General features: G+C 67.9%; 19 protein-coding genes and 2 pseudogenes. 15 read left to right on the top strand and 6 right to left on the bottom strand.

All coding sequences use genetic code 11. From position 1 onward, the window contains the following. Window positions 1–199: 199 nt before the first annotated feature. Both ACWEF2_RS25950 and ACWEF2_RS25945 read left to right on the top strand, forming a co-directional pair. On the top strand, window positions 200–2,848 hold the full coding sequence (locus ACWEF2_RS25950) for a M4 family metallopeptidase (RefSeq protein WP_453818944.1): 2,649 nt from the start codon (window positions 200–202) through the stop codon (window positions 2,846–2,848). Between the two features lie 303 nt (window positions 2,849–3,151). Beyond that, window positions 3,152–5,155, top strand: a complete 2,004-nt coding sequence (locus tag ACWEF2_RS25945) for a thioredoxin domain-containing protein (protein WP_453818943.1) — start codon at window positions 3,152–3,154, stop codon at window positions 5,153–5,155. An 85-nt stretch (window positions 5,156–5,240) separates the two neighbouring features. Here ACWEF2_RS25945 and ACWEF2_RS25940 read toward each other — a convergent pair whose 3' ends face one another. Then, the gene (locus tag ACWEF2_RS25940) at window positions 5,241–7,451 is read right to left on the bottom strand and encodes a transglycosylase domain-containing protein (RefSeq protein WP_453818942.1); all 2,211 of its coding nucleotides are present in this window, start codon (window positions 7,449–7,451) and stop codon (window positions 5,241–5,243) included. 101 nt (window positions 7,452–7,552) lie between these two features. Then, window positions 7,553–8,032, bottom strand: coding sequence for an Lrp/AsnC family transcriptional regulator (locus ACWEF2_RS25935; RefSeq protein ID WP_453818992.1), 480 nt, complete (start codon window positions 8,030–8,032; stop codon window positions 7,553–7,555). Window positions 8,033–8,134: 102 nt separating this feature from the next. Here ACWEF2_RS25935 and hppD point away from each other — a divergent pair, with 102 nt between their 5' ends. The 3 genes from hppD to ACWEF2_RS25920 all read left to right on the top strand — a co-directional run bounded on the left by hppD (window position 8,135) and on the right by ACWEF2_RS25920 (window position 11,372). After that, a complete protein-coding gene (gene hppD, locus ACWEF2_RS25930; RefSeq protein WP_453818941.1) occupies window positions 8,135–9,244 on the top strand; it encodes a 4-hydroxyphenylpyruvate dioxygenase in 1,110 nt (369 codons plus the stop codon). Window positions 9,245–9,289: 45 nt separating this feature from the next. After that, window positions 9,290–9,823, top strand: a complete 534-nt coding sequence (locus ACWEF2_RS25925) for an RDD family protein (RefSeq protein WP_453818940.1) — start codon at window positions 9,290–9,292, stop codon at window positions 9,821–9,823. 85 nt (window positions 9,824–9,908) lie between these two features. Then, on the top strand, window positions 9,909–11,372 hold the full coding sequence (locus tag ACWEF2_RS25920) for a M1 family metallopeptidase (RefSeq protein ID WP_453818939.1): 1,464 nt from the start codon (window positions 9,909–9,911) through the stop codon (window positions 11,370–11,372). A 110-nt stretch (window positions 11,373–11,482) separates the two neighbouring features. On the opposite strand, the gene ilvA is transcribed toward ACWEF2_RS25920, so the two are convergent. After that, on the bottom strand, window positions 11,483–12,691 hold the full coding sequence (gene ilvA, locus ACWEF2_RS25915) for a threonine ammonia-lyase (protein ID WP_453818938.1): 1,209 nt from the start codon (window positions 12,689–12,691) through the stop codon (window positions 11,483–11,485). A 139-nt stretch (window positions 12,692–12,830) separates the two neighbouring features. Here ilvA and ACWEF2_RS25910 point away from each other — a divergent pair. The 7 genes and pseudogenes from ACWEF2_RS25910 to ACWEF2_RS25880 form a co-directional block, all read left to right on the top strand. Further along, window positions 12,831–13,145, top strand: a pseudogene (locus ACWEF2_RS25910) (cupin domain-containing protein); the annotation flags it as partial. A 347-nt stretch (window positions 13,146–13,492) separates the two neighbouring features. Continuing rightward, window positions 13,493–14,718, top strand: a protein-coding gene (locus ACWEF2_RS25905; protein ID WP_453818991.1) for an IS3 family transposase whose coding sequence is annotated in 2 segments (ribosomal slippage) — window positions 13,493–13,805 and window positions 13,805–14,718 — 1,227 coding nt in all. Because the reading frame shifts where the segments join, the coding sequence is not laid out codon by codon here. Window positions 14,719–14,787: 69 nt separating this feature from the next. Next, window positions 14,788–15,315, top strand: coding sequence for a transposase (locus ACWEF2_RS25900; protein ID WP_453818937.1), 528 nt, complete (start codon window positions 14,788–14,790; stop codon window positions 15,313–15,315). Between the two features lie 29 nt (window positions 15,316–15,344). Beyond that, window positions 15,345–15,467, top strand: a pseudogene (locus tag ACWEF2_RS25895) (IS5/IS1182 family transposase); the annotation flags it as partial. Between the two features lie 185 nt (window positions 15,468–15,652). Continuing rightward, a complete protein-coding gene (locus tag ACWEF2_RS25890) occupies window positions 15,653–18,190 on the top strand; it encodes an ATP-binding protein (protein WP_453818936.1) in 2,538 nt (845 codons plus the stop codon). A 635-nt stretch (window positions 18,191–18,825) separates the two neighbouring features. Next, a complete protein-coding gene (locus tag ACWEF2_RS25885; RefSeq protein WP_453818935.1) occupies window positions 18,826–19,779 on the top strand; it encodes a M48 family metalloprotease in 954 nt (317 codons plus the stop codon). Window positions 19,780–19,781: 2 nt separating this feature from the next. Further along, window positions 19,782–21,410 (top strand): type IV secretory system conjugative DNA transfer family protein, encoded by a 1,629-nt coding sequence (locus ACWEF2_RS25880; RefSeq protein WP_453818934.1) that lies wholly within the window; start codon window positions 19,782–19,784, stop codon window positions 21,408–21,410. Window positions 21,411–22,361: 951 nt separating this feature from the next. Here ACWEF2_RS25880 and ACWEF2_RS25875 read toward each other — a convergent pair. Beyond that, window positions 22,362–22,595, bottom strand: a complete 234-nt coding sequence (locus tag ACWEF2_RS25875; protein WP_453818933.1) for a transposase — start codon at window positions 22,593–22,595, stop codon at window positions 22,362–22,364. A gap of 245 nt (window positions 22,596–22,840) precedes the next feature. On the opposite strand from ACWEF2_RS25875, the gene ACWEF2_RS25870 reads away from it, so the two are divergent. Next, window positions 22,841–23,224 (top strand): VOC family protein, encoded by a 384-nt coding sequence (locus ACWEF2_RS25870; protein WP_453818932.1) that lies wholly within the window; start codon window positions 22,841–22,843, stop codon window positions 23,222–23,224. A 21-nt stretch (window positions 23,225–23,245) separates the two neighbouring features. On the opposite strand, the gene ACWEF2_RS25865 is transcribed toward ACWEF2_RS25870, so the two are convergent. Continuing rightward, a complete protein-coding gene (locus ACWEF2_RS25865) occupies window positions 23,246–23,710 on the bottom strand; it encodes an ATP-binding protein (RefSeq protein WP_453818931.1) in 465 nt (154 codons plus the stop codon). Further along, window positions 23,707–23,970 carry a hypothetical protein gene (locus ACWEF2_RS25860; protein ID WP_453818930.1) on the bottom strand — a complete coding sequence of 88 codons (264 nt, stop codon included), beginning with the start codon at window positions 23,968–23,970 and terminating at the stop codon, window positions 23,707–23,709. The genes ACWEF2_RS25865 and ACWEF2_RS25860 overlap by 4 nt, the downstream gene beginning before the upstream one ends. Before the next feature lie 292 nt (window positions 23,971–24,262). On the opposite strand from ACWEF2_RS25860, the gene ACWEF2_RS25855 reads away from it, so the two are divergent. Together ACWEF2_RS25855 and ACWEF2_RS25850 are read left to right on the top strand one after the other, a co-directional pair. Then, entirely contained in the window at window positions 24,263–25,090 is an 828-nt protein-coding gene (locus tag ACWEF2_RS25855; protein WP_453818929.1) for a helix-turn-helix domain-containing protein, read from the top strand. Next, on the top strand, window positions 25,081–25,284 hold the full coding sequence (locus ACWEF2_RS25850) for a DUF397 domain-containing protein (RefSeq protein ID WP_453818928.1): 204 nt from the start codon (window positions 25,081–25,083) through the stop codon (window positions 25,282–25,284). Before ACWEF2_RS25855 ends, ACWEF2_RS25850 begins: the two co-directional genes overlap by 10 nt. Window positions 25,285–25,592 lie beyond the last annotated feature (308 nt).

Raw genomic sequence — 25,592 nt, 5'->3', positions numbered from 1 at the left:
CGGCGCGATATTTCTCCGTATTCGCCATACGGTCGCGGAACTTCCAGTGCCAACAGAGGAGAAATTTCCCCTTTCGGGGAGATCAAGGTATCACACAATAAATTTGACTAACAGTCATGATTTTTTATCAAATCCCTGATAGATCGGGAGTATCGCCTTTTTGATCGGTCTCGGCGATATTCGGACGTCAGGAGGATTTGTGTTACGCCCCCCAGCCCACCTCGCCACGGCGGCTACCCTGACCGTGGTGTTCTCCCTCGCCACAGGAAGTCCGGCCCAGGCCGCCGATCCGCCTCCAGCCCAGGTGGAGACCCGTACGGGGACGGATACCCCCGCTCTCGTGAGCGGCCTCGACGAGGCGCCCAAGAGCGGTGACCCCGTCACCGTCGCCCGGAGTCATCTCCGCAACGGACGGTACAAAATAAAGAATGTGGATACCGAGCTGGTACCACTCGACGTGGTCCGCGACGGTTCCGACGAAACCGTGCGATTCGAGCAGCGATACCGGGGTGTCCGCGTGTTCGGCGCGCACTACCTGGTGCGGATGGACAAGACCGGCGACGCCCACAGGGTCACCGGAGCGGGCGGCCGGTTCCTCACCAAGCTGAGCGTCCCGACCACCCCGAGGTTTCCCGAACGGCTCGCGCTGGAGGTCGCGCGTTCCCGGGTGATCGACCAGGGCGTCGACGGGAGGGATCTCACCGCGAAGTCCGGCGGGCTCGTCGTCGTCCCGGTCGGCAAGGGCGTCCTGGCCTGGCAGGTCACCGTCAACGGGCTGGACACGCGGAGACGGCGGCCGCTGCTCACCGACGTCTACGTCAACGCCGGGACCGGCGCCCCGCTGTTCTCCTCCTCCCGGATCCACTCCGCGGCCGAGGGCGCCCTCGTCACCTCGGGCACGACGGTCAGGGGTAAGACGGTCCCGCTGAACGCCTATCAGCGGGCCGACGGGAAGTACGAGCTGCGCGACCGCGCGCGGGCGATGTGGAACGGCACCACGGGAGAGGTCCTCACCTACGACGCCCAGGGACGTAACGTCTTCGACTTCCTCGGCTCCCTCCCGCCCGACACCCCTCTCGCCGCCTCCGACACCCCCGCCTTCACCGGTAAGGCCGCCGAGGTGGGCGCGGTGGACGCGCACTGGGGCGCGGGCCAGGTCTACGAGTACTACCGGCGGCTGGGCCGGAACGGGCTCGACGGCAAGGGCGGCTCGATCGGGTCGGTCGTCAACGTCACCGTCTTCGGGCAGCCCTTCGTCAACGCCTTCTGGGACGGCACCAAGATGGTGTACGGCGGAGGCGGGCCCGATCACTACTCCCTGGCCTCGGCGCTCGACGTGGTGGGCCACGAGATGACCCACGGCGTGGTCGAGCACACCGCCAACCTGGTGTACTTCGGCCAGTCCGGTGCGATGAACGAGGGACTGGCCGACTACTTCGGCAACGCCATCCAGGCCGAGGTCGAGGGGATCGACCTCACCGACCCCGACGCCGGCCTGCTGGGGGAGACGTTCTGCCGCACCGCGCCACCCCGGCAGTGCGCGATCCGCGACCTCAACGACGGTCGTACCGCGCCCGCCGACTACGTGGGCGCCACCGGCCGCATCGACGGCGCGGGCGTCCATCTGAACTCAACGATCTTCAGTGGCGCCCTGTGGGACATCCGCGAGAAGCTGGGCCCCACGGCCGACAGGATCATCCTCAAGGCGCTGTCGGAGTACATGACCCCGCTCGACGACTTCACCGACGGCCGGCGGGCGGTGCTCGCGGCCGCCGCGCGGATGCGGCTCGGCGTCAAGGAACTGCTGACGATCGCCCACGCCTTCGACGTCCACGGCATCAGGGCCGGCTGGGAGCATCGCATCCCCACCGACCATGACACCCTGCTCCGCGACATCGCCAACCCCGGCGCCCGGCCGGCCGCGGCCGGTGACCACTACGTGATCACCAACTCAACTCCGTCCGCGCCTCCAGCCGTGTACGCGGGCCGGGTGAGCGGGGGCAGGGCCGAGCGGATCTCCGGGCCGGAGGAGCGCTACTCCTACAGCCCGGCCACGGACGGCAGAACCGCGGTGTGGGCCACCTACACCGAAATCGGCACCACGTGGAAGATTCAGGTGTGGAGCCGGCCGCTGGACCGCTCACAACCTCCCAAGCTGGTGTACGAGGGTGACAACCCCGTCCTCACCCTGGCGGTGGAGGGCGACACGGTCGCCTACTCGCTCTGGGATCCCGCGACGCGTACCTCGGACGTGTGGGTGCGGAAGGGCGACGCCGCCCCGGTCAACCTGACCCCCCAGCCGGAGGTGTCCAGTTCGGCGGCGACGATGCGGAACGGCCGGATCGCCTACGTCAAGGAGGACCCGGGTCACATGCTGATCGCCACCCGCGACCTCGCCTCGGGACGGGAGACCGAGCTGCCCGCCCCGCAGAGCCCGCCCAACGTGGTCGGTCTCGTGTCCGGCCCCGTGCTGACCGGCTCCCACCTGGTCTGGCTGCAGGACGCCCAGCGGGACGGCGGGCAGGGCATCATGCGCGCGACCCCGGACGGCGGCGCTCCGACGGTGCTCTCCCCCGATGACGCGTCCGCGCAAGACCTCATGGACATGGACGCCACGGACACGGCCGTCACCTACAGCGCCTTCCCCGACCTGTCCATACCCATCAACGAGAACCTCCCCAAAATCACTCAGATACTGATAAATGGCGGCACACCGGTTCGAGTCACATGCAACCGGGGTGAACAGGGCGAGTTCGCGGCGGCCGGGGGCACGCGGGTGGTCTGGGTGGACGGCACCGCCGCCCGCATCGACCTCGCCACCCGGGCACGCCCGAGAGGACGGTGCTGAGGCCGTGACACCCCGCGAACGGACAGGGACCGTCCTGCGAGCGGGCGGCGCCCAAGGCTGAGACGGGAGAGCAGGGCTGAGACGGGGAGGCGGGGGTCTACCGGACCCCCGCCTCCCCCGCCGGACGCTCACCGCCTTCCCGCCGTCGAACCTCGCCCCCCGGTTCCGGCGCCGCCCGCGGGCTCGTGGCGCCACCTGGCTCCCGGTCTAGTGTGGGAGGGACCGCTCGGGTGGAGCCGTGGCGCGGCCTCTGCGCGCGTCACGCGAGGAGAACGTACGCATCGCGTACGCGGAAGAGGTCCCATGAACCGCTTGAAGGACGCGACGAGTCCCTACCTGCTGCAGCACGCGGACAATCCCGTCGAGTGGTTCGAGTGGGGCGAGGATGCCTTCGCCGAGGCCGTACGGCGCGATGTGCCGCTGCTGATCAGCGTCGGCTACTCGGCCTGCCACTGGTGCCACGTGATGGCGCACGAGTCGTTCGAGGACGAGGCCGTCGCCGCGACGATGAACGAGCGTTTCGTCAACGTGAAGGTGGACCGCGAGGAGCGGCCGGACGTGGACGCGGTCTACATGGCGGCCACCCAGGCCATGACCGGTCAGGGCGGATGGCCGATGACGGTCTTCGCCACCCCTGGGGGACACCCCTTCTACACCGGAACCTACTTCCCCAAGCCGCACTTCCAGCGGCTGCTGGCCGGCGTGTCGAACGCCTGGACCGGTGACCGGGCCGCGGTGCTCGAACAGGGGTCGAAGATCGTGGAGGCGCTGAACGAGCGGACCGCGCTGCCCGCCGGCCCGCTGCCCACCACCGCCACACTGGCCCAGGCCGTCGAGAACCTGAACCGGTCCTTCGACCCGGAGCGCGGCGGGTTCGGCGGCGCGCCGAAGTTCCCGCCGTCGATGGTGCTGGAGTTCCTGCTGAGGTACGGCGCGGCCTCCGGGAGCGGAACCGCCACCACCGGTGAGGGAACGGGCACGGCGATGGCGATGGCGGAGCGGACGCTGGAGGCCATGGCCAGGGGCGGGATCTACGACCAGCTCGGCGGCGGCTTCGCCCGCTACAGCGTGGACGCCGACTGGGTGGTGCCGCATTTCGAGAAGATGCTCTACGACAACGCGCTGCTGCTGCGGGTCTACGCGCACTGGTGGCGCTCGACCGGCTCGCCCCTGGCCAGGCGGGTGGCGCTGGAGACCGCCGACTGGCTGCTGGCCGAGATGCGCACCCCCGAGGGCGGCTTCGCCTCCGCCCTGGACGCCGATAGCGAGGGGGTGGAGGGCAGGTTCTACGTCTGGACCCCCGAGGAGATCCACCGGGTTCTGGGGGAGGAGGACGGCGTCTGGGCGACCGCCCTGTTCGAGGTGACCGGCACGTTCGAGCACGGAACCTCGGTGCTCCAGCTGCTGTCCGACCCCGACGACGCCGAGCGGTTCGCCCGGGTGCGCGCCGCCCTGCTGGCCGTACGGGGCCACCGGGTACGGCCCGGCAGGGACGACAAGGTGGTGGCCGCCTGGAACGGCCTGGCCATTGCCGCCCTCGCCGAGACCGGGGCGCTGTTCGACCGGCCCGACCTGGTGGAGGCGGCGCGGGCGGCGGCCGTACTGCTGGACGAGGTCCACCTGGACGGCGGCCGGCTGCTGCGCACGTCGCGCGACGGCCGGGCCGGGGGCAACGCCGGGGTGCTGGAGGACTACGCCGACCTGGCCGAGGGGTTGCTCTCCCTGTACGGCGTGACCGGGGAGGTGCGCTGGTTCCACCGGGCCGGGGCGTTGCTGGACACGGTGCTCGACCGGTTCGCCGACGGCTCCGGCGGGTTCTTCGACACCGCGGACGACGCCGAGCGGCTGTTCCAGCGCCCGCAGGACCCGACCGACAACGCGACCCCCTCCGGCCAGTTCGCCGCCGCCGGGGCCCTGCTGTCCTACGCCGCCCTGACCGGCTCGGCCAGGCATCGGGAGGCGGCCGAGGCGGCCCTCGGCACGGTGTCCGTCCTGGCGGGCAAGCACGCGCGGTTCGCCGGGTGGGGGCTCGCGGCGGCCCAGGCCGCCGTCTCCGGGCCGCTGGAGGTGGCGATCGTGGGGGCGTCCGGCGATCCGGCGACCTCGGCGCTGCACCGGGCCGCCCTGCTGTCGCCGGCCCCCGGCCTGGTCGTCGCGCTCGGCGAGCCGGGCGCCGCCGGGGCTCCCCTGCTTGAGGGCCGCGGCCTGGTGGGAGGCGGCCCGGCGGCCTACGTGTGCCGGGGGTTCACCTGCGGGCTGCCGGTCACCACCCCCGCCGCCCTGCGCGCCGAACTGGCGTCGTCCTGATCGTCCCCGAGGCGTCCGGGACCTGTCCCCCGCGAAAATCCGGGACCTGTCTCCCGCGAGAAGACGTCCGGGTGTCTGAAAGGTGTCAGCGGCCTGGACGGTTCTGGGGGACGTTGCCGGGAGACGGAGCCTGGTCGGCGCCGTTGGCCCCGCCGTCCGGGTCGCCGCCCGCCGGGCCGGTACCGCTCCCCGGACTGTCCGTGCCGCCGTCGCCCGCGCCGGGGCCGGGGCCGTTCTCATCGCCGTTCCCGGTGCCCGCGCCGTCGCCGGTTCCGGTGCCCGCGCCGTCCGGGGTGGAGGTCTGGTCGGGAACGGGAGCGGTCGTCTCGTCCGGGCGCCGGGTGGGCGGGAGGGTGCGGTCACGGTCGCCGTCGTCGGTGTCGTCGTCCTGGGGGCCGGAGTTGTAGGTGCCGCCGTAGGAGGTGGAGTAGCCGTAGTTGGACGGCTCGCCGAACTCCTTGACCGTCTTGCCGGCCATCGCCTCGGTCATGAAGGCGCGCCAGATCTGGGCGGGGTAGGTCCCGCCGTACAGGGCGCTGCCGTCCACGACCACCGGCTTGTTGTCGTCGCGGAACATGTCGACCGCCGCCGCCAGCTGCGGAGTGAACCCCGCGAACCACACGGACGCGGACTTGTCGGTGGTGCCGGTCTTGCCGGCCACCGGGCGGTCGTAGAGGCGGGCGGCCGACCCGGTGCCGGCGGTGACGACCTGGGTCAGCGCGTAGGTGGCGTCGGTGGCGGCCTGCTCGTCGAAGGCCCGCCTGCCCTTGGTGTCGATCTTGGTGACCTTGCCGTCGACGTCGGTGATCGAGCGGATCACGTGGGCCTCGCGGTGGACGCCCCCCGCGGCGAACGTGGCGAAGCCGGAGGCGTTCTGCACGGCGCTCACCGACGCCACCCCCAGCGGGAGCGTGGCGGCCGACCGGTGCGGGACGAGCTGGTCGGCGGGGATGCCCGCCTTCTCCGCGGTCTCGACGATCCGGTGCAGGCCGATCTTCTGACCCAGGTCCACGAACGCGGTGTTGACCGAGCTCTGGGTCGCCTTGACGAGGTTGATCTGGCCGTAGGAGTAGTCGTCGGAGTTGGGGATGCCCTTGTCGGTCGAGGTGAGCCGGAGCGGGGAGTTGCCGTCCACCCGCGTTTCGAGGCCGAACCCCGCGTCCAGGGCGGCGGCCAGCGTGTACGCCTTGAAGGTGGATCCGGCCTGGACCTTGGCGCCGAAGGAGTTGTCGTAGGGCTGGGTGCGCCAGTCGCGACCGCCGTAGAAGGCGAGCACCTCGCCGGTCGCGGGGTCCACGGCGGCGAGGCCGGTGCGGACCTTCGCCGGGGTGTTCTCGGGCAGCACCGAGGTGACGGCCCGTTCGGCCGCGGCCATCAGGCTCTTGTCGAAGGTGGAGACGATCTTCAGCCCGCCCTGGTTGATGACCTCGTCGGTGTATCCCCTGCGCTTGAGCTCGGCCGCCACCTGGTCGAGCATGTACCCCTCCTGCCCCTTGGGCACGAAGACCGGCTTGGACTTCCTGAGCTCGGGGAACACGGTGGCCGCGGCCTGCTCGGCGGTGGCGGTCCCGGTCTGCACCATGCCGTCGATCACCGACCGCCAGCGCGCCCTGGCCGCGTCCAGGTCGGCGCCCTCGGGGCTGGCGAACCGGGACGGCTGCTGGATCACCGCGGCGAGGTAGGCGCCCTCGGCGAGGGTCAGTTCGCTGACGTCCTTGCGGAAGTAGGCGTCGGCCGCGGCCTGGATCCCGTCGGCCCCCCGGCCGAAGTAGATCGTGTTGAGGTACTGCTCCAGCACCCAGTCCTTCGACTTCGACTGGTCCACCTTCAAGGAGATCATGACCTCCTTGAGCTTGCGGACGATGGAGCGCTCCTGGCTGAGGCCGCTGTAGTAGTTGCGGACCATCTGCTGGGTGATCGTCGAGCCGCCCTGGAGCTGCCGGCCGGTGAGGGTGGACCACATGGCGCGGAAGGTCCCCTTGATGGACACGCCCTTGTCCTCGTAGAACGAGCGGTTCTCCGCGGCGATGACCGCGTTCCTGACGTCGCGCGGAATCTGCTCCAGGGAGACGTTCTTACGGTTCACCCCCTGCCTGGCCAGCACGGTCCTGCCGTCACGGTAGTAGATCACCGAGCCCTGCGCGGTGGCCCTGGGCTGCGTGGTGTCGGGGATCGGCGTCATGGCCCACACCGCGGCGAGAGCGCCGACCGCGGAGACGACGAGGACGCCGAAGACGATGAGCACGATCCGCAGGAGTCTCCTCCTGGGCCTGTCCTTCCCGCCGCCCTTGAGCACGTGATCCCCCGTCCAGTCCGGAGCCGACCCCCGTCGGCCGCGCGGAACCGTAAGGGTAAACGATGCATAACGGTGTCTGAACCCTGCTTGGGATAGTACGGCTAGCTCTTCCCCCCGCGCGGCACGTCGGCCACCAAGGGAAGGACCCGATATGGCACAGGTGTGTCCAAGGCGATGACCGTCGAGGTCCTGACCACACCGTGGACCTCGACGATCAGGTCGATGACCCGCTGCAGATCGGTGTTGCTGCGCGCCACCACCCGGCAGTGCATGTCGTCGCCGCCGGTGATCGTGTGCACCTCCAGGACCTCGGGGATGGCCGCGAGCTGGTCGGCGACCGGGACGTGCCCGCTGACCTGGCGGATCTGCAGGGTGACGAACGCGGTCACGTCGTAGCCGAGCGCCGCGGGGTCGACGTCGGGGCCGAACCCGGTGATCACTCCCCTGGCCGCCAGCCGGTCGAGGCGGGCCTGTACGGTCCCCCGGGCCACACCGAGCCGCCGGGAACACTCCAGCACCCCGAGTTTGGGCTCTTCGGCGAGCAGGGCGATGAGCCGGGCGTCGAGTTGATCAATCGTCATGGTGTACAGGTTCTCCGGCGACAGGTGCGACTCGGTGGACAGATTGTCCACCAATTAACACAACTGTTGCACAACCAGTGCGTTAAAACGGACAGTGTCCGCATGAGCGACATCTTTCCCGTGAACGGCATGGACGCCGTGGTCTTCGCCGTGGGCAACGCCAAGCAGGCCGCCCACTACTACTCCAGTGCCTTCGGTATGCGGCTGGTGGCCTACCGGGGTCCGGAGACCGGCAGCCGCGACGAGGTCGCCTACGTGCTCACCTCCGGCGGCGCCCGGTTCGAACTACGCGGCTCGGTACGGCCCGGCACCGCCGTGGCCCGCCATGTGGCCGAGCACGGCGACGGCGTGATCGACCTGGCCATCGAGGTCCCGGACGTGGAGGCGGCCTACAGCGGCGCGCTGGCCCGGGGCGCCAGGGGCCTCGCCGAGCCGTACACATTGGAGGACGATCACGGCAAGGTCGTGCTCGCGGCGATCGCCACCTACGGCGAGACCCGGCACACCCTGGTCGACCGGTCCAACTACAGCGGCCCCTACCTGCCCGGCTACATCGCGGCCGAGCCCCTCCTGCCGGCCCCCGACGTGAGGAACGGCCGCCTGTTCCAGGCGATCGACCACTGCGTCGGCAACGTCGAGCTCGGCAGGATGGACGAGTGGGTGGAGTTCTACCGGCGGGTCATGGGCTTCACCAACATGGCGGAGTTCGTCGGCGACGACATCGCCACCGAGTACTCGGCGCTGATGTCCAAGGTGGTCGCCGACGGCAGCCGCAAGGTGAAGTTCCCGTTGAACGAGCCGGCGATCTCCAAGAAGAGGTCGCAGATCGACGAGTATCTGGAGTTCTACGGCGGCCCCGGCGTGCAGCATGTCGCGCTGGCCACCAACGACATCCTCTCCACCGTCGACCACATGCGCGCGGCCGGGGTGCGGTTCCTCGACACCCCCGACTCCTACTACGACGACCCGGAGCTGCGCGCCCGCATCGGCCAGGTCCGGGCTCCGATCGAGGAGCTGAAGAAGCGCAGGATCCTGGTCGACAGGGACGAGGACGGCTACCTGCTGCAGATCTTCACCAAGCCGGTGCAGGACCGCCCGACGGTGTTCTTCGAGCTGATCGAGCGGCACGGATCGCTCGGCTTCGGCAAGGGCAACTTCAAGGCCCTGTTCGAGGCGATCGAGCGCGAGCAGGACCTCAGGGGCAACCTGTAACGGCCCTTGGCTTTGCAATGGCCGATGTGTGGTGATCTACACCTTATGGGATCATCATCACCGGACGACGCGGGATCACCGACACCAGACGACTCATCCTCTTTCCCCTGGTCTCCCCCGCCACCCGACCGGGGGAGAGAGGCCGGGCCGCCCATCAGGCTCGGCGGGCGCTGGCGCCGCCTGTTCGCGGGAATCCTGGACATCGTCATCGTCGGGATCATCTCCTCGCCCTTCACCTACAGCACGGTCACCACCGCGTGGAACCCCGACAAGAACGTCTTCGTGCAGATCCCCGTCCAGCACACCCTGCTGGCCTCCTTGATCGGCTTTCTGTACTACTGGCTGCTGACCGCCTTCTGGAACGGGCAGACGCTGGGCAAGAAACTGTTCGGCCTGCGGGTGGTCGACGTCAGCGGGCGCAAGGTCGGCGTCGGACAGGCCGCGATCCGCGAGCTGGTGGCGTGGGTGCTCTACGCCACGTGCTGTCTGGGCTGGATCAACCTCGCGTTCATCCTCTTCACCAGGAACAAGCAGGCCATCCACGACATGGTGGCCAAGACTCTGGTGGTAGATGCCTGAACCTCGAAGATCCCCCGCTCCGCTCGCGTAGTGTGCGATTCAAGGCGGCCCGGCCCGACCGGGCTCGGGAAGGGGATTTGCGATCATGGCGTCCGGTCGGCTGGCAATCGCGGCAACCGCAGTGCTCGTGGGGACACTCGGCACCGTCGGGTGCTCGGCGTCGAGGGGGGAGAGCGGGCCCACCTCGGTCGTCGCGGACGGCGCCTCCCCCGGTGCCGCCGACTCCGCCCAGCGCCACGCGGGCAGGATCGGCGCCCCCGGAATCGGCGACCCCGACTTCCCCACCGACGGCAACGGCGGCTACGACGTCGACCGCTACCGGCTCAAACTCGACTACAGGCCGGACACCAGGCACCTGTCCGGCGTCGCCGGGATCGAGGCGAAGGCCACCCAGGACCTGGCCAGGTTCAACCTGGACCTGTCGGGCTTCAAGGTCGGCCAGGTCACGGTGAACGACGCCGCCGCGCAGTTCCAGCGGTCCGGGAACGAGCTCATCGTGACCCCCGCCAAGATCATCCCGGAGAAGTCGGCCTTCACCGTCAAGGTCACCTACGCCGGGGAGCCCAAACCGGTCAGAGACTCCCCCAACCTCGGCACCTACGGGTTCATCCCGACCGCCGACGGCGCGTTCGTGGCCTGCGAGCCCAACGGGGCGAAGACCTGGTTCCCCGGCAACGACCACCCGGCGGACAAGGCGCGCTACGACTTCGAGGTCACCGTCCCCGAGGGGCTGACCGTGCTGGCCAACGGCGAGCTCGTCGGCGAGCCGAGCACCACCGGGGGCAAGACGACCTTCACCTGGCGGGAGAGCCACCCGATGGCGAGCTACCTGGCCACGGTGACACTGGGCAAGTTCGAGCTGCGCCAGGGCAAGACCGCCGCGGGGATCAAGAACGTCGCGGCCGTGGACCCGCGCTACCAGAGCTCCCTCGACAGCCTCTACACGCTCTCCGGCAAGATCACCGACTACTGGAGCACGGTCTTCGGGCCCTACCCGTTCTCCTCCACCGGCGGCGTGATCGACGACTTCGCCGCCGGATACGCCCTGGAGAACCAGACCAAGCCCATGTACGGCGGGTTCAAGCCCGGAGACGACATCATCGCCCACGAGCTGGCCCACCAGTGGTTCGGCGACAGCCTGAGCATCACGCGGTGGAAGGACCTCTGGCTCAACGAGGGGTTCGCGACCTACGCCGAGTGGCTCTGGTCGGAGCACAAGGGCAACGCCACCGCCGAGCGGATCTTCCGCAGCCACTACTCGGCCGGCGCGGACGCCGCCATCTGGAAGTACCCTCCCGGCCGGGCCAAGCCCGAAGACCTGTTCAACAGCTCGGTCTACACCCGGGGCGGCATGACACTGCACGCGCTCAGGCAGCGGATCGGTGACCCGGCGTTCTTCACGCTGCTGAAGACGTGGAACGCCGACCACAAGTACGGATACGTCACGACCGAGGAGTTCGTGGCGCTGGCCGAGAAGATCTCCGGCAAGCAGCTCGACGACCTCTTCAACGCCTGGCTGTTCACCCCCAAGAAGCCGACCACCTGGTAGCCCGGCCGGACGGCACGGTGCGGCGGATCACCCCGTGACGGGGCGGAACAACCGGCCACCGGGTGACAGACCTCTGGATACCCGGCGGATGACGGACCGGCCGGTGCCGATCAGCCCGAGGTGAGCTTGTAGCCCTCCCTGCGGAGGGCTTCGAGCACCTCGTCGGAGTGGGCGGGCCCCTTGGTCTCCAGCTGGAGCTGGACCTCGACCTCGCCCAGGTGCATGCCGATCCGCCCGTGCACGATGTCGAGCACGTTCGTGCCCAGACCCGCCAGCCTGGTCAGCAGCCCCGCCAGCGCCCCCGGCCGGTCGGGCAACGGCACCCGCAGGGTCAGATAGCGCCCGGCGGCGGCCAGGCCGCGCCGGAGAACCTTGGTCAGCAGCAACGGGTCGATGTTCCCGCCGGAGAGCACGGCCACCACCGGCGGCTCGAAGAGATGCGGATGGGCCAGGATCGCGGCCACCCCGGCCACCCCGGCGGGCTCGACGACCTGCTTGGCGCGTTCGAGGCAGAGCACCAGCGCCTGGGAGATCTCGCTCTCGGTGACCGTGACGACGCTGTCCACCAGATAGTGGATCAGCTCGAACGGCAGCGCCCCCGGACGGCCCACCGCGATGCCGTCGGCCATCGTCGAGGCGGGCGGGACCATGACCGGCTCCCCCGCCGCGAGCGAGGCCGGATAGGCGGCGGCCCGTTCGGCCTGCACCGCGACGATCCGCACACCGGGCCGGAGCGACTTGACCGCGAGCGCGATCCCGGCGGCCAGCCCGCCACCGCCGAGCGACATCACGATCGTGCCGACCTCGGGGAACTGCTCCAGGATCTCCAGCCCGATCGTGCCCTGCCCGGCGATGACGTCGGGGTGGTCGAAGGGGTGGATGAACACCGCCCCGGTCCGGTCGGCGTGCTCGACGGCCTGGGCCAGCGCGGCGTCCACGGTGTGACCGGCGAAGACCACGTCCGCACCGTAGGAGCGGGTCGCGGCCACCTTGGGCAGCGGCGCCCCCTCCGGCATGTAGACCGTCGAGGAGATGCCGACCAGCCCCGAGCCGAGCGCCACACCCTGCGCGTGGTTGCCCGCGCTGGCCGCCACCACGCCCCGCTCCCGCTCCGCCTCGGTCAGCCCGGCGATCCTGACATACGCCCCCCGCACCTTGAACGACCCGGAACGCTGAAGGTTCTCGCACTTGAGGTGGACCGGGCCGCCGATGGCGGCCGACAGCGCGTGCGAGTGGAGCAGCGGGGTCCGCAGCGCCACATCGGCCAGGAGCTCACGAGCGGTGACCACGTCGTCGTAGGTCACCTGGGGGTCTGCCATACACGCATTTTCCCACGTCCGACGGGTACGACGGCCCCGCCGAGTGCGACGGCCCCGCTGGAGGCGACGGGAGCGCACCGGGCGCCCGCGGAACCCGCACCGGGTGTGACAGGCCCCGTCCGCCACGGCCGACGCCCCGCGAACCGGCCGTGATCAGGGCGCCGCCGCGCCCTGTCCATACAGCGCGAGGGCCCAGGCGATGGACCTGAGCGTCCGCACCTGGGGCGACAGCCTGGACGGGCCCACGACGATGCTCACCGGGACCTACCAGGTGCGGGGAGAGATCAACCGGCGGCTGCTCGAAGCGCTGCCCGCACTGCTGGTCCTCCCGGACGACACCTGGGACTGCCCCCTCGTCCCGCTGCTCGGTGATGAGATCGGCAAGGACGAGCCAGGTCAGGAGGCCGTTCTCGACCGGCTGCTCGACCTGCTGCTCATCGCCGTCCTCCGCGCCTAGTTCTCCCGGCCGGAGGCCAAGGCCCCGACGTGGTACCGTGGGCGCAGTGGCCTGGCAGGTCGGCTGCGGCAGCTCCTTCGCACTCAGCGCCGCCTTCAACGCGCGCACGGCGTCAGCCCGCAGGCGCATCGCACCGGGCGTGCCTGCGGTGAATCGGCTCCGGCGCTTCTCCTGCGCCCACCGGTCAGGGTCCATCCCGGTTACTGAGGTTGAACTGGTGGTGTCGTAGATCCTGACGTGCCTTGATGGCCGGATACACCGACTTTATGAGGTACGGGCCTTCCCCCTTGAACGTGGACACCTTGGAGACTGGATCTTGAGGTCCAGGGGAAGAGATGTCCCTGATGGTGATGAAGAACTACCTGCCCGAGTTCAAGGCCGACGCGGTGGCGCTGGTGCTGTCGAGGCCGGACCGGACGATCACGTCGATCGCGCGGGATCTGGGGGTCAGCCGCGAGACGCTGCGGGTGTGGGTACGCGCCGCGCAGGCCCGGGATGAAGGCGGGCAACGAGCGGCCGGCGGGGTCAGGACCGGCAAGGACACGCAGGTCGGGCACATACCCTCGGACGACGTGCTGGAAGAGGAGAACAAACAGCTCAAGGCGCGGATCCGGGAGCTGGAGCAAGAGCGGGACATCCTGCGCAAGGCGGCCAAGCTTTTCGCGAACGAGACAAACTGGTGAACCGCTTCCAGTTTGTTGAGGACCACAAGGCGCTCTACGGGGTGAAGCGGTTGTGCCGGGTGCCGCAGGTGTCACGCTCGGGCTTCTACCGATGGTCGAAGGGCGCCGCGGCGCGGCTGGCCCGCCGCCGGGCCGATGAGCAACTGGCCAAGCGAGTACGGCGCGTTCACGGCGAGCATGACGGCACCTACGGCTCGCCCCGGGTGACGGCCGAGCTGCGCGCGGCCGGGATCGTGGTCAACCACAAGCGGGTGGAACGGGTGATGCGTGAGTACGGCATCGCCGGGCTGCATCTGCGCAAGAAGGTCCGCACCACCATCCCGGAACCGGACGCGGCACCGGTGCCGGACCTGATCCAGCGTGACTTCACCGCCGAGCGGCCCAACACCCGCTACGTCGGCGACATCACTTACCTGCCCGCCGGCGGTGGCCGGTTCCTCTACCTGGCCACGGTCGTGGATCTGTATTCGCGTCGGCTGGCAGGCTGGTCGATCGCCGATCACATGCGCACGGAACTCGTTGTCGACGCGCTGCAGGCCGCGGCGCACACCCGCGGCGGCCGCCTGGACGGCGCGGTGTTTCACACCGATAACGGGGCGCAGTATTGCTCTCGGGAGTTCGCGCGGGCCTGCCGCCGGCTCGGCGTCACCCGTTCGCGCGGCGCGGTCGGCACCAGCGCCGACAACGCGGCGGCCGAGTCCCTCAACGCGAGTCTGAAACGCGAGACGCTGCAGGGCGCGCACCGCTGGCCCGACGCCCGCACCGCCCGCGTGGCCGTGTTCGGCTGGATCACCCGCTACAACACAATCCGGCGGCACTCCCGCCTCGGTCAGCTCAGCCCGATCGACTACGAGAAGACGGCAGATAACCTGAAGTCTGCCGCCTGAAATCGGTGTCCACGTTTATGGGGCAAGCCCCCTGTTACCTCGTCACGAAAACCTTGCCAGAGCCTGCCGATGACGCCGCCCATCATGCGCACCTGGGCACCGCGCGGTCAGACCCCGATCATCACCGTTCGCGGCCGTTCCCGGCGCCGGTCCTCCATCGCGGCCCCGGCCTGCCACAAACCCGGGCAACGCTCCCGCTTGATCTACCGACCCCGGCTGGACACCCGCCCCGACGAGCGTAAATCCTTCGCCTGGAGCGACTACCGCGACCTGCTGATCGCCGCACATCGGCAGCTCGGCGGCCCGATCGTGCTGGTGTGGGACAACTTGAACACCCACCTGACCGCTGGGATGCGTGCCTTCATCGCCGTCCAGGACCGGCTGACCGTTGTCCGACCGCCCATCTACGCCCCCGACCTGAATCCGGTCGAGGGCATCTGGTCACCGCTGCGGCGCGCCTTCCCGGCCAACATCGCCTTCACCAACCCAGAGCACCTGATCCGCACCGTCCGGCAAGGGCTGCGCACCATTCAATACCGCAGCGACCTCATCGACCACTGCCTCGCGGGAACAGGCCTGACCCTCACACCGGCATGACCACACACGACATCACAAGTTCAACCTCAGTAACCCGCGATTATGAAAAATTTCCCGCCAGTTCCCAAGCCGTGATCCACATCATATCGATCAACAACCTTACCAAGCGCATAACGGACGAAAGAACCCCAACCCGGCAGGGAAACCACTAGGATATAAGCAACAATCTACTCAAATCAAATTCCCAATGAGTGGCCTCACCAGTGCAAACCAAGGCCCGGGGAAAGGGGCCACAGCCTGCGAGCCGGCGCGGGTATTGCGCGCGAACCGATCGCTGGATCCCCGGCTCAGCTACACTTGACGGTCTATTCAAAAAGGGCCGTACGGCGGAGGCTGCATGGGTCGGTTGGCGCGCCCTGGACGTCGGTCAGCCCCGGTTCCCGACCCTGACAGCATTCTTGGATCCTTCGCCCAAGCGCTGCGCGACCTGCGCGACCAGGTCGGCGATCCCAGTTACAAAGCGTTGGCCAGGGAGACCGAGCGGTTGGGCTTCCCCTACTCCGAGACCTCGCTCCGGAACGCTACCGCCGGGCGTGCTCAGCCGTCCTGGGAGGTTGTCAACGCGTTCATCCGGGCGTGCGTGGCCTTCGCTCAGGCACACCCACACCGGGCGAACGAGAAGGCGCGGAACTGGAACGTGCAGGAACTGCTCGATACCTGGGCGACCCGCTGGCGTGAGATGGCGGTCTCCAGCGAGCGAGAGGCCCTGGACGAGACATTCGGCTCGGCAGTGCTCCCTGATGGAACGTTCGGAGAACGCGTGGATGTGCCCGGTAACCTGCCAGCGGCGCTGAACGGTTTTGTGGGCCGGGAGCCGGAACTGGCCGAGGGCGTGCGGCTGATGTCGACGACCCGTCTGGTAACCCTCACCGGTACCGGTGGTGTCGGCAAGACCAGGCTCGCGCTGCGCCTGGCGGAACAGACCACTGACCGGTTCCCCGATGGGGTGTGGCTGATGGAGCTGGCCGGGCTCACCGATCGGGCGGTGATCAACAGTGCCGTCGCTGCCGTTATCGGCATCCAGCTCAACGCCGACCGGGAACCGCTGGAGACCATGGCTGAAGCACTCGGCGACCAACGGGTGCTGCTGGTGCTCGACAACTGCGAGCACCTGCTGGACGTGACCGCGACCCTGGCCCGGTCTCTGTTACGGCTGGCGCCCAACCTGCGCATCCTGGCCACCAGTCGGCAACCGCTGAATGTGGCTGGTGAGCATGTGTTGACGGTTGGTCCACTTCCGCTGCCAGAGGAGGACGGCACGGATTCGGCAGCCATGTACCTGTTCGCCGACCGTGCACGGGCCGCCCTGCCGGGGTTCTGCCTGACCGAGGAGAACCGGGCCGCAGTGGCCCGGGGCTGCCGCCTGCTGGAGGGACTGCCGCTGGCGCTGGAACTGGCGGCCCGCCGTCTCAGGGTGCTCTCCCTCGATGATCTACTGGACCGACTCGGTCAGCGTTTTCTCCTGCTCGGGCCGGCGGGCTCGGAACGTACGGCGCATCCACGGCATCGGACGCTGCGAGCGGTCTTTGACTGGAGCTATGAGCTGTGCTCGACGGACGAACAGCGGGTGTGGGAACGGCTGTCGGTGTTCACCGGCAGTGTCTCCCTGTCCGACGCCGAGACGGTGTGCGCCGACAGGCAGCTCGGTCCGCACGCCGCGTTCGAGGCGCTTGCCGGGCTCGTCGACAAGTCGCTGCTGAGACGGGTCGAGGCCCAAGGGCGGACCCGGCTGCACATGCTGGAGACGGTCCGGCTCTACGGGCAGGAACGGCTGGCCGCGTCCGGACAGGAGGCTGAGGCTCGCCGCCGTCACCGTGACCATTACCTCGAACTCGCCCGGCAGGCGGAGGAAGGATACGCCACGCCGCACCAGCAGGAGTGGCTCCTGCGGCTCACAAGGGAGCACACCAATCTATTGCAGACCTTCACGTACGCGCTGGCTGAGGATGCGGCGGACAAAGACGAAGCGGCCGGCCCCCTCCTGGAGGGCGTCTATGCCCTGTGGCTGTACTGGGCCGCGAGTGGGAAGGTCGGAGAGGGCGCCCACTGGATGCGCCGGATCAGCGAACGGTATTCCGCGCCCCCCACTGCCGACCTATCCGCGGACTGGTGCCGAGCGCAGTGGTGTGCCGCGTTCACCCGTACGCTGCACGGTGACCGCCACGGCGCCGAACATGTGCTCGACCGCGTCGAGCCGGTTATCCAGAGTGAGGGCGACGAGTGGATTGGCATCCATGCCGCCGTCCACCAGCTCCGCGGACTCTGCGCCTTGTTCACCGGGGACCTCGAACGGGTGGAGAGGCATTCCCGGGCGGCACTACGGGCCGGTGGGCACCGCTCCGGCATGATCACCGGTCAGCAGGCGCTGGCGCAACTCGGGCTGGTCGCCTCGATGCGCGGCTCGCGGCAGGAGGCCCTCGCCTGCTTCCAGCAGGCACTGGAGCTGTCGGAGGGCTGCGGAGAGATCTGGCACCGCTCCTACCTGCTCTGGGCTCTCGCCGTCGAGTGCATCGAGACCGATCAGACCGGGGAAGCCATCACCCTGCTGCGGCGTAGCCTCGATCTGAAGTGGCGGCTCGGTGACCGGCTCGGTGCGGCCACGGTAAGCGAGACGCTTGCCTGGGCTCTGGCGCAGTGCGGGCAGCCTCGCCTTGCGGCGCTGATACTCGGTGCCGCGCACATCGCGTGGCAACCGGCCGGCGCTCCTCAACTGTGGGGGTTTGCGCACCTGATGGAGAGCCGCGACCGCAGCATCACCCAGATCCGGCGGATGCTTGGCGACGGGCCCTTCCAGGAGGAGTACCGCACCGGCGAACGGCGAGGCTTGACACTCGTCCTGAACGAGGTGTTCGAGGAACCGGCCGCAGGGTCCTGAGCTTTCCTCATTTCGTGATTCCGCAGGGAATGCGCTGCATTACCGCAGGACGCCGATTCGGAATGTCCTCACATCCAGACTGTGAGAAGTCATGCCGAATCGCATGGCGGCCGGATCGGCGCTCAATGGAAGGTTCCCTACCGTGGTCACCCCCGAGATCCTGCGCGCGGCCCGCGACATGCTCCCAAACCCCGAGCACTCCATCACCTCCATCGTCGAGCTGCTCGGCGTCTCACCCGGCACGCTCTACAACCACATTCCGGACCTAAAAGAACTCCGTGCTCGCCAGCGCGTACCACCAGCTCACGGCAGGCCAGCGGTGATCCCCGGCCCGCACCGGCGAGCACGGCCCCCTCGGCTTGTACGGCAGAGGCGACGACGCCAGCCTCGACCTGGATCACGAAACCAAGCCTCCATACGAACCTCGCCACCGCCGACGGCAAGCGCTAATCGGTACGCCTGCCTACCTTGGGACTTCACGTTCGCGAGAAGACGGACTACCCGCTACCAGATCAGGGAGCGGCCCCTGGAAATAGCTCCTGACCAGCCCTATTAGCCCTTTCCCGCTTACTTGCTCTGCCCCCCCGGAAGTACTCGAACGCAGACCAAGCTGAGCCATCTGCAGGAGGAACACGATGTCCCCAGGCCCGAACCTGACCCCACCCCACGAGGGGCAAGCTCCGATCCCTGACCACAGCCGGCCGATCGGAGAGTACGTCTCCACCCCGGTCCCGCAGCCGGCCATGCCTGCCGCGGCTCGATCCGTCAATCCGGCACTGGACGGCTCCGCGTGGAGCACCGCGCTGCTGGCTCTGCTGCCCAAAGCGCTGGCATCGCTGCTGATCATGTTGTTTGTCTCTCCTCTGCTGGGCCTGGCCTGGCTGGCCGCGGGCATCGCCGCCTTCACTGACCGTTTCGAGCCCACAGCCGCCAAGCTCATGGGACTGCGACCTCCTAACGCCGCAGAAAAGAGCTTCCTGCGCGCAGCGTGGAGCCGCGTCGCCGCGCGGGCGGGCATCGATCCGCAGTCCCACATGCTGTGGGTGCAGGACTCCTCCGACATCAACGCCGCCGCAACGATCGGGCGCACCGTCGTGGTCACTCGCGCCGCCCTGGCCCGGCTGAAAGATCAGCCCAGCCAGCTTGAGGCCATCTTGGCCCATGAGCTCGGGCACCATCTGCGCGGCCATGCCCGCATCGCATTCCTGCTGTACTTCTATGGTCTTCCGGTCGACGTCGTCCTGCGGTTCGCCGGGCGCACTCTCTATCTGATGTTCCTGCAGTCCACCGGGTTCGTCACGCTGGCGTTCATGATGCTGGTCCCCATGGTGATGATCTTCCCCCCTACCGCCATTCTCCTGCTGTCCTGGCCCATTTCGCGCTACCAGTCCCGCAAGGCGGAACTCGCCGCTGACCTGTTCGCCGCCGATCTGGGCTACGGTCCAGTGCTGTGCGCGGTCCTGCAGAGCTGGCTGGACCGAGGCTGGGACGACGGGCCCCGCACCCTCGTGGCCAAGGTCTTGGCCACCCACCCCTCGATCGCCGAGCGTATCCTGCACTTGGAGACCCACGACACCGGGGTGGAGTAGTCGTGGACTCCCCGTCGAACAACCAGGCCCCGGCGCGCGCCACCGCCGCTGGGGCTGCGGCCCTTGTCTCCACTGCCGTCCCCGGTCAGGACTGGATGCCCGGCCACAACCCCGCAGCCGTGCAAGCCCTGGCCAAGATGTGGCGCTCGACGGAACTGGGAGATGTCGACCGTGCGCGCATCTCCCGCGCCACCCGCCAGGCGACCACCTACCCGCAACTGCGAACCGAGCTGTGCGAAGAGATCCTCATAATCGGACCAGCCGCAGCCGTCCACGCCTCCGGCCAACGAGATCTGCCCGCTGAGCCGCCCCGCGTCACCGGCCACAACCTGGAACTCCAACAAGTCCGGCTGGGGCGCGTCGTCCCCCACCGGATGAACCGGCACCAGCGCTACGAGGCAAACTTCGGCATCGACCTCGATTGCCTGCGCACCAACCTGCTGGTCATCGGCCCACCAGGATCGGGCAAGACACGAAGTCTGGCCCTGCCCCTAGTCGAACACCTCGCTTTGGAAGCCCTGGCCAACGCCGCCAGCGTCGTGGTCATCGACCCTAAAGGCGACGACTTCGACCTTCCCGGCTGGTTCGACCTCACCATCGACCCCCTCGTCCCCGACAGCGCCGGCCTGTCTCTCTACGGCGCCGCCACCGGCCCCGACGGCAACCCCAACCCCGAAATCGCCGCCGACCAGATCGCCTCCGCGCTATTGCCCGTCGGCGTCTCCGCCGACAAGCAGTATTTCATGGACGCCTCCCGCAACGCCCTCTACAACTGCCTGGCCCCTTTCCAGGCCGGATACCAACGCTGGCCTACCATCAGGGAATTGCTCAACCTGCTACGCGAAGACAAGGACTCCGACTCTCGTCACAAGCTCCGGGAAGCACTGAACAAACGCGGAAAGAAAATCAAGAAAGAATACGAAGGGCTGCTGAAACAACGTGAAACCCAGCTCGGCCGCCGAGAGGACCCCGCCGCCTCGCTCATCGAGCGTCTCAGCTGGCTCGACCGGCCCACCATCAGCCACCTGTTCGACAAACCCGATGCCTTCACCATGACACGCATCAACCAACCCCTGCGCGTGCGGGTGGTCCTGCGTGAGCCCCAACTTCCCGAAGCCTCACGCTTCCTCGCCCGCCTGGTGGTCTCCCAGTTCACCTACGTCGTCTGCGACCAGAAAACCAACCGGGGGATCTTCAAGGGCCTCCTCGTCGACGAGGCCGGACGGTTCGTCGACGAATACGTGGCCCACGCCATGGAACGCGCCCGCTCCAACAACGCCGGACTTATGCTCTTCTCCCAATCTCTCGGAGACTTCCCTGACGAACTCCTTCCCCGCATCTTCGGCTCCGCGGGCGGCAAAGTCGCCTTCGGAGGCATGGGCCCATCCGATGCCGATATCTTCTCCCGCTACTGGGGAGAGACCATCACCCCCGAATATTCCTACGCGACCACCATCACCAACTCACCCGACGGAACTAATCGAACCCTCACCGAAACCACCCATAACACCTATCGAGCGCGCTGGACTCCCGGCGAACTCAGTACCGACCTCCCCCCTGGGCACGCCATTATCCAATTGAGGCGAAGCACCGGGCAAACAGCCCTTCCCGAACTCGTCAACCTACGATAAGATGCAATCAAACTTCACGCTTCATTTCGCTCTACTTGCAAGCTCTGTAGCACGCTGCAGGGCAAATAAGTGGAAAGGCGAGGTGACGTCAAATGGCAAAACGCCACAAAGACGCAGTTCGTGAAGAGATGGCGAAGAAAGAAAATTTCAGGAGGGGGAGAATAGGTTCTTCGATGGCTTGGTGCGCACACTGATAGTCGGTGGACTGGTGCTCATTATGCTATGGTATTATTCCCTCAAGTGATTCGCCGTCGGCAGATTCCTGGCATATATCGTATATGCCAGGAATTCGTTTTTAACGGTAACCGTTGGCCGTGATCGATGAGGCCGAGCTGGCTGACCCGCTCCAGACTCGGAACGTCGGTACTCGATCTTACTGACGTCATTGGCACCCAGTCGGCGGTTGATGTGCTCGATGAGACTCTGCTGCTATGCCGCACACGCACCTCCCCCGCCTCGCGGTAGAACTGCCGGATCCACGACTCACGCATGATCCGCACAGCCGGGACCTGCCGCAGCCACGCAGGCGCGGCCGGATCACAGATCCGCTCCAGCAGCGCATAACCATCCACGCCGACCTGCCACAGCCAGGCATCCCGGGCGACCTCGCCGTACGGCAGGCGGTAGGCATCGACGCGTTGGCCGTGGCGCTCCCGCCGGGTGGCCGGCGCCCACCCGGCCGGCCCGGCGCGGCAGCGACCAGCGCGTTCAACGCCGAGCGCATCACCTCACCCACGAACTCGGCCCGGTTCAGCGACCGCACCGCGCCCGGCACATGCGTGGAATCGGTGCGCCGACGCCCGCCGCCGCCGCGCAGAAAACCCAGCTCCCCAGACGCTCCAGAAGCAACTCCAGGATGTTTTCCTCCTGGCCGTGCGCCACCAGCCGGGCACGAAAACCGCTGAGCACCGAAAAGTCGAAACCCGGATCGGTGAGCTCCAGCCCGAGCGCCTATTTCCACTCGATCCGGCCGCGGACCGCATCGGCCGCCTGCCGATCGGACAGGTTCTCCGCGTACCGCAGCACCAAGACCGGCGCCAACCGCCCCGGTGACAGCCCGAGACGCCCTCGTACTCCGAACACGCCCGCAAACTCCCCGTCGGCGAACAGCGAGTCCAGCGCATCCCGGATGCGGATCGCCGGCATCTCCTTCGGAAAAGCCGCCCGCGCCACCCGCGCGGTCATCTCGGGAATCTCCGGCCAAGGCCGAGGCCGCATCGACACCACAGGCCCTTCTCCACCGCCCGGCCAGGGAGACCCGAGCAGAGACAGCACATCCCGGACCAGAAAACGATCAACGCGAAGAAGACACACCGAATTAGACAACGGAGTCCTGAAGGCCGGAGCACTACGGACGAATCTGGTAGCGCGTCGCCCTCCGGCACGCGGCAGACGATCGACTCTCGGGTTGTCTACGTACACTGACGGGCATGGCATGCCGCATCAGTGAACTGGTCATCGCCGCCGCCGACCCCGACCGGCTCGCCGCGTTCTGGAGCGAGGTCCTCGGCTACGCCGAACTCGGCCGGGAGGACGACGGAAGCATCGAGATCGGGCCGCCCGACGCCGGCTTCGGCGGCCCGCAGCCCACCCTCATCCTCAGCCCCAGCAGCGAGCCGCGGGCCGGGAAGCTCCGGCTGCACATCGACGTCAACGCCACCGACCGCGACCAGGACGCCGAGCTGGAGCGGCTGCTCGCTCTCGGTGCCAGGCCCGTCGACGTCGGCCAGACCGGCACCGAGAACTGGCACGTCCTGGCCGACCCGGAAGGCAACGAATTCTGCCTCCTGCACGCCCGGCTCCAGCCCCTCTGACCAGGTGCGTCCCGGCGCCAATCAAAAGAGAACGCGGCGCTGGGAGTCGATCCGCAGCCTTGCCCACACCACTTTTCCGCCGGGGGCGACCCAACGGTAACCCCACGCGTCCGCGACCTCGTCGATGATTCGCAGGCCCCGACCGCCCTCGTCGTCCACGGACGCGGAGGTGAGCCTCGGCGGTGTACGGCTCGCGTCCCAGACCTCGATCACCACCGCGTCCCGCGTCCGATAGAGACCGGCGCGTATGCACCGCCGGTTGGCGGATGTCTCGCCTTCATGAGTAAAAGCAGACATGTCGCCACCCATCTCATTGACCGCATTGGTGACAAGCTCGGTCATAACCAGGGTCGCGATGATTTCCAGCTCTCGCATGTCCCATTTCGCGAGCACCCGTTCCACGAGTCTGCGGGCCAGCGACGGCGCGATCGGGTGGACGGCCAGATCCACATGGTGCGCCTGCTCCACCAGGTCCGGTGGGCTCACCGCGCCACCTCCCGGACACGCCGGAACGCGTCGGCGTCCAGCACACGAACCCGCTGGTCCCGGCCACGGCCCCAGGTGAAGAACCAGTCGGCGCCCTGCGTCGACACCATGACCTTCAGCGGCCCCCTGGTCCCGGGGACCAGCACTGCGGGCTCCCCGCCTCTCGGAAGGTCGACCGTCGCGCTCAGGCCCGCCATGCGCAGGTCCCACGCCAGCCGTACCAGATGAATGAACTGCTCCTGCTGTTTGCGTATTGCCATGGTCCGCCTCTCCGGGCACTTCCGGCGAACACGGCCGGCATGAAAGGCCGCCGGCGCCGATCGCGCATTACTCATCGCGGCCCAGGCATTAAAGCTTGGTACCGGGTTCCTTACTTAGAGTTATGGATGTTTTCCTAGATTGCCTTTAAGCTGAGAGGGCCCGTAAGCGGATCACCAGTTCAGAGCAGTCCAGGCAATGACAGGCATTGGTTTCCCCGGCGTGAAACCTGGTCTGAATATGGCGTGAACGCTTTATCAAATGCCCGATTCCCCCCTTTTATCGGAGGTTGCGGTGAGCACCGACTTCTCCCCCGACCCGGGCTGCCCCCGCGTGCGTTTCGGCGCCGAGATGCGCCGTCTGCGTGAGGCGGCGCAGCTGTCCCAGGCCGCCGTGGCCGCACGCCTGGGCTGCACGCAGACCCAGGTAAGCCGCCTGGAGATCGCCACCCGGACGCCGTCGAGGTCCGACGCCGAGAGGCTGGACCGGCTCTTCGGGTCGACCGACAAGCAGTACTTCGTGGGCCTGCACCGCCGCGTCGTCTCCCGTCCGGGCGGGCCTGGATGGTTCATGAGCTGGGTCGAGGAGATCGAGCCCACCGCCCTCGTTCTCCGCTCCTGGGATCCCCTCCTGATCCCGGGCCTGCTCCAGACCGAGTCCTACGCCCGAGAGGTTCTCCGCTATGAGCCTCGAATCACTTCTAAAGAGTTGGAGGAGCGCGTCCAAGCTCGTATGCAGCGCCAGCAGATCCTTGACAAGGAGGATGCCCCGTCACTCCTGGCCCTCATTGACGCGGGTGTACTGCGTCGTCCGGTTGGCGATTCCACGGTGATGCGGGACCAGCTCGACCACCTGCTTGAGGTGGTGTCCCTGCCGACCGTCTCTCTACAAGTCGTCGCCCCAGAACAGCTTCCGGGCCTCCTGGGTGCTTTCATGATTGCCAAACTCCCCAACGGTGCGCCAGACATCATCCACGCGGACTCCTCAGCTCAAGGCCTGATCTCCTCCGACCACGACCTCGTGACCTCCATCTGGAACCGCTATGAAGCGATACGACTCTGGGCATATCCTGAGCACGTATCACGCCGAATGATTGAGGAAGTGAAAAAAGAATGGACCTGAGCACCGCCGTATGGCGAAAGTCCTCACTTTCTGGCTCGAATGGCGGGCAGTGCGTCGAGGTCGCCACCAACCTCCCCGACACAATCGCCATCCGCGACAGCAAGAACCCCAACGGCCCCAGACTCCTCCTCACTCACCCCCAGTGGCACACCTTCATTGACGGCATCAAAACCGGCGAGTTCGACCAGATCTGACCCACCCCGGCTGTCACCGGCCCCCTCACCTCTCGATAAAGGGGCCGGTGACACCACGTTGCCGGCGCACCCAGTCGATCGACCCAACGACCAAGGAAGCGAAACAGAATGGACCTGAGCACCGCCGAATGGCGAAAGTCCTCGCACTCTTCAGGAAATGGCGGGCAGTGCCTCTTCAGGAAATGGCGGGCAGTGCGTCGAGGTCGCCACCAACCCAGGGCCGAAGCGTTCTCACGTCGTGAGACCGAGTAGCTGAAGACCGTCTGCGGGGTGGCTGCGGTAGTGGTCGGTGGCGGCGGCGATGTTGG

It is taken from the genome of Streptosporangium sp. NPDC004631 (assembly GCF_053601935.1).
This window is presented reverse-complemented; position numbering and strand designations above follow the sequence as displayed.

Excerpts from the sequence above, each read along its gene's own strand:
- ACWEF2_RS25945 (WP_453818943.1), top strand. The coding sequence starts at position 3,152 with ATGAACCGCTTGAAGGACGCGACGAGTCCCTACCTGCTGCAGCACGCG.
- ACWEF2_RS25935 (WP_453818992.1), bottom strand. The coding sequence starts at position 8,032 with ATGACGATTGATCAACTCGACGCCCGGCTCATCGCCCTGCTCGCCGAA.
- hppD (WP_453818941.1), top strand. The coding sequence starts at position 8,135 with ATGAGCGACATCTTTCCCGTGAACGGCATGGACGCCGTGGTCTTCGCC.
- ACWEF2_RS25925 (WP_453818940.1), top strand. The coding sequence starts at position 9,290 with ATGGGATCATCATCACCGGACGACGCGGGATCACCGACACCAGACGAC.
- ACWEF2_RS25920 (WP_453818939.1), top strand. The coding sequence starts at position 9,909 with ATGGCGTCCGGTCGGCTGGCAATCGCGGCAACCGCAGTGCTCGTGGGG.
- ilvA (WP_453818938.1), bottom strand. The coding sequence starts at position 12,691 with ATGGCAGACCCCCAGGTGACCTACGACGACGTGGTCACCGCTCGTGAG.
- ACWEF2_RS25900 (WP_453818937.1), top strand. The coding sequence starts at position 14,788 with ATGACGCCGCCCATCATGCGCACCTGGGCACCGCGCGGTCAGACCCCG.
- ACWEF2_RS25890 (WP_453818936.1), top strand. The coding sequence starts at position 15,653 with ATGGGTCGGTTGGCGCGCCCTGGACGTCGGTCAGCCCCGGTTCCCGAC.
- ACWEF2_RS25885 (WP_453818935.1), top strand. The coding sequence starts at position 18,826 with ATGTCCCCAGGCCCGAACCTGACCCCACCCCACGAGGGGCAAGCTCCG.
- ACWEF2_RS25875 (WP_453818933.1), bottom strand. The coding sequence starts at position 22,595 with ATGACCGCGCGGGTGGCGCGGGCGGCTTTTCCGAAGGAGATGCCGGCG.
- ACWEF2_RS25870 (WP_453818932.1), top strand. The coding sequence starts at position 22,841 with ATGGCATGCCGCATCAGTGAACTGGTCATCGCCGCCGCCGACCCCGAC.
- ACWEF2_RS25860 (WP_453818930.1), bottom strand. The coding sequence starts at position 23,970 with ATGGCAATACGCAAACAGCAGGAGCAGTTCATTCATCTGGTACGGCTG.
- ACWEF2_RS25850 (WP_453818928.1), top strand. The coding sequence starts at position 25,081 with ATGGACCTGAGCACCGCCGTATGGCGAAAGTCCTCACTTTCTGGCTCG.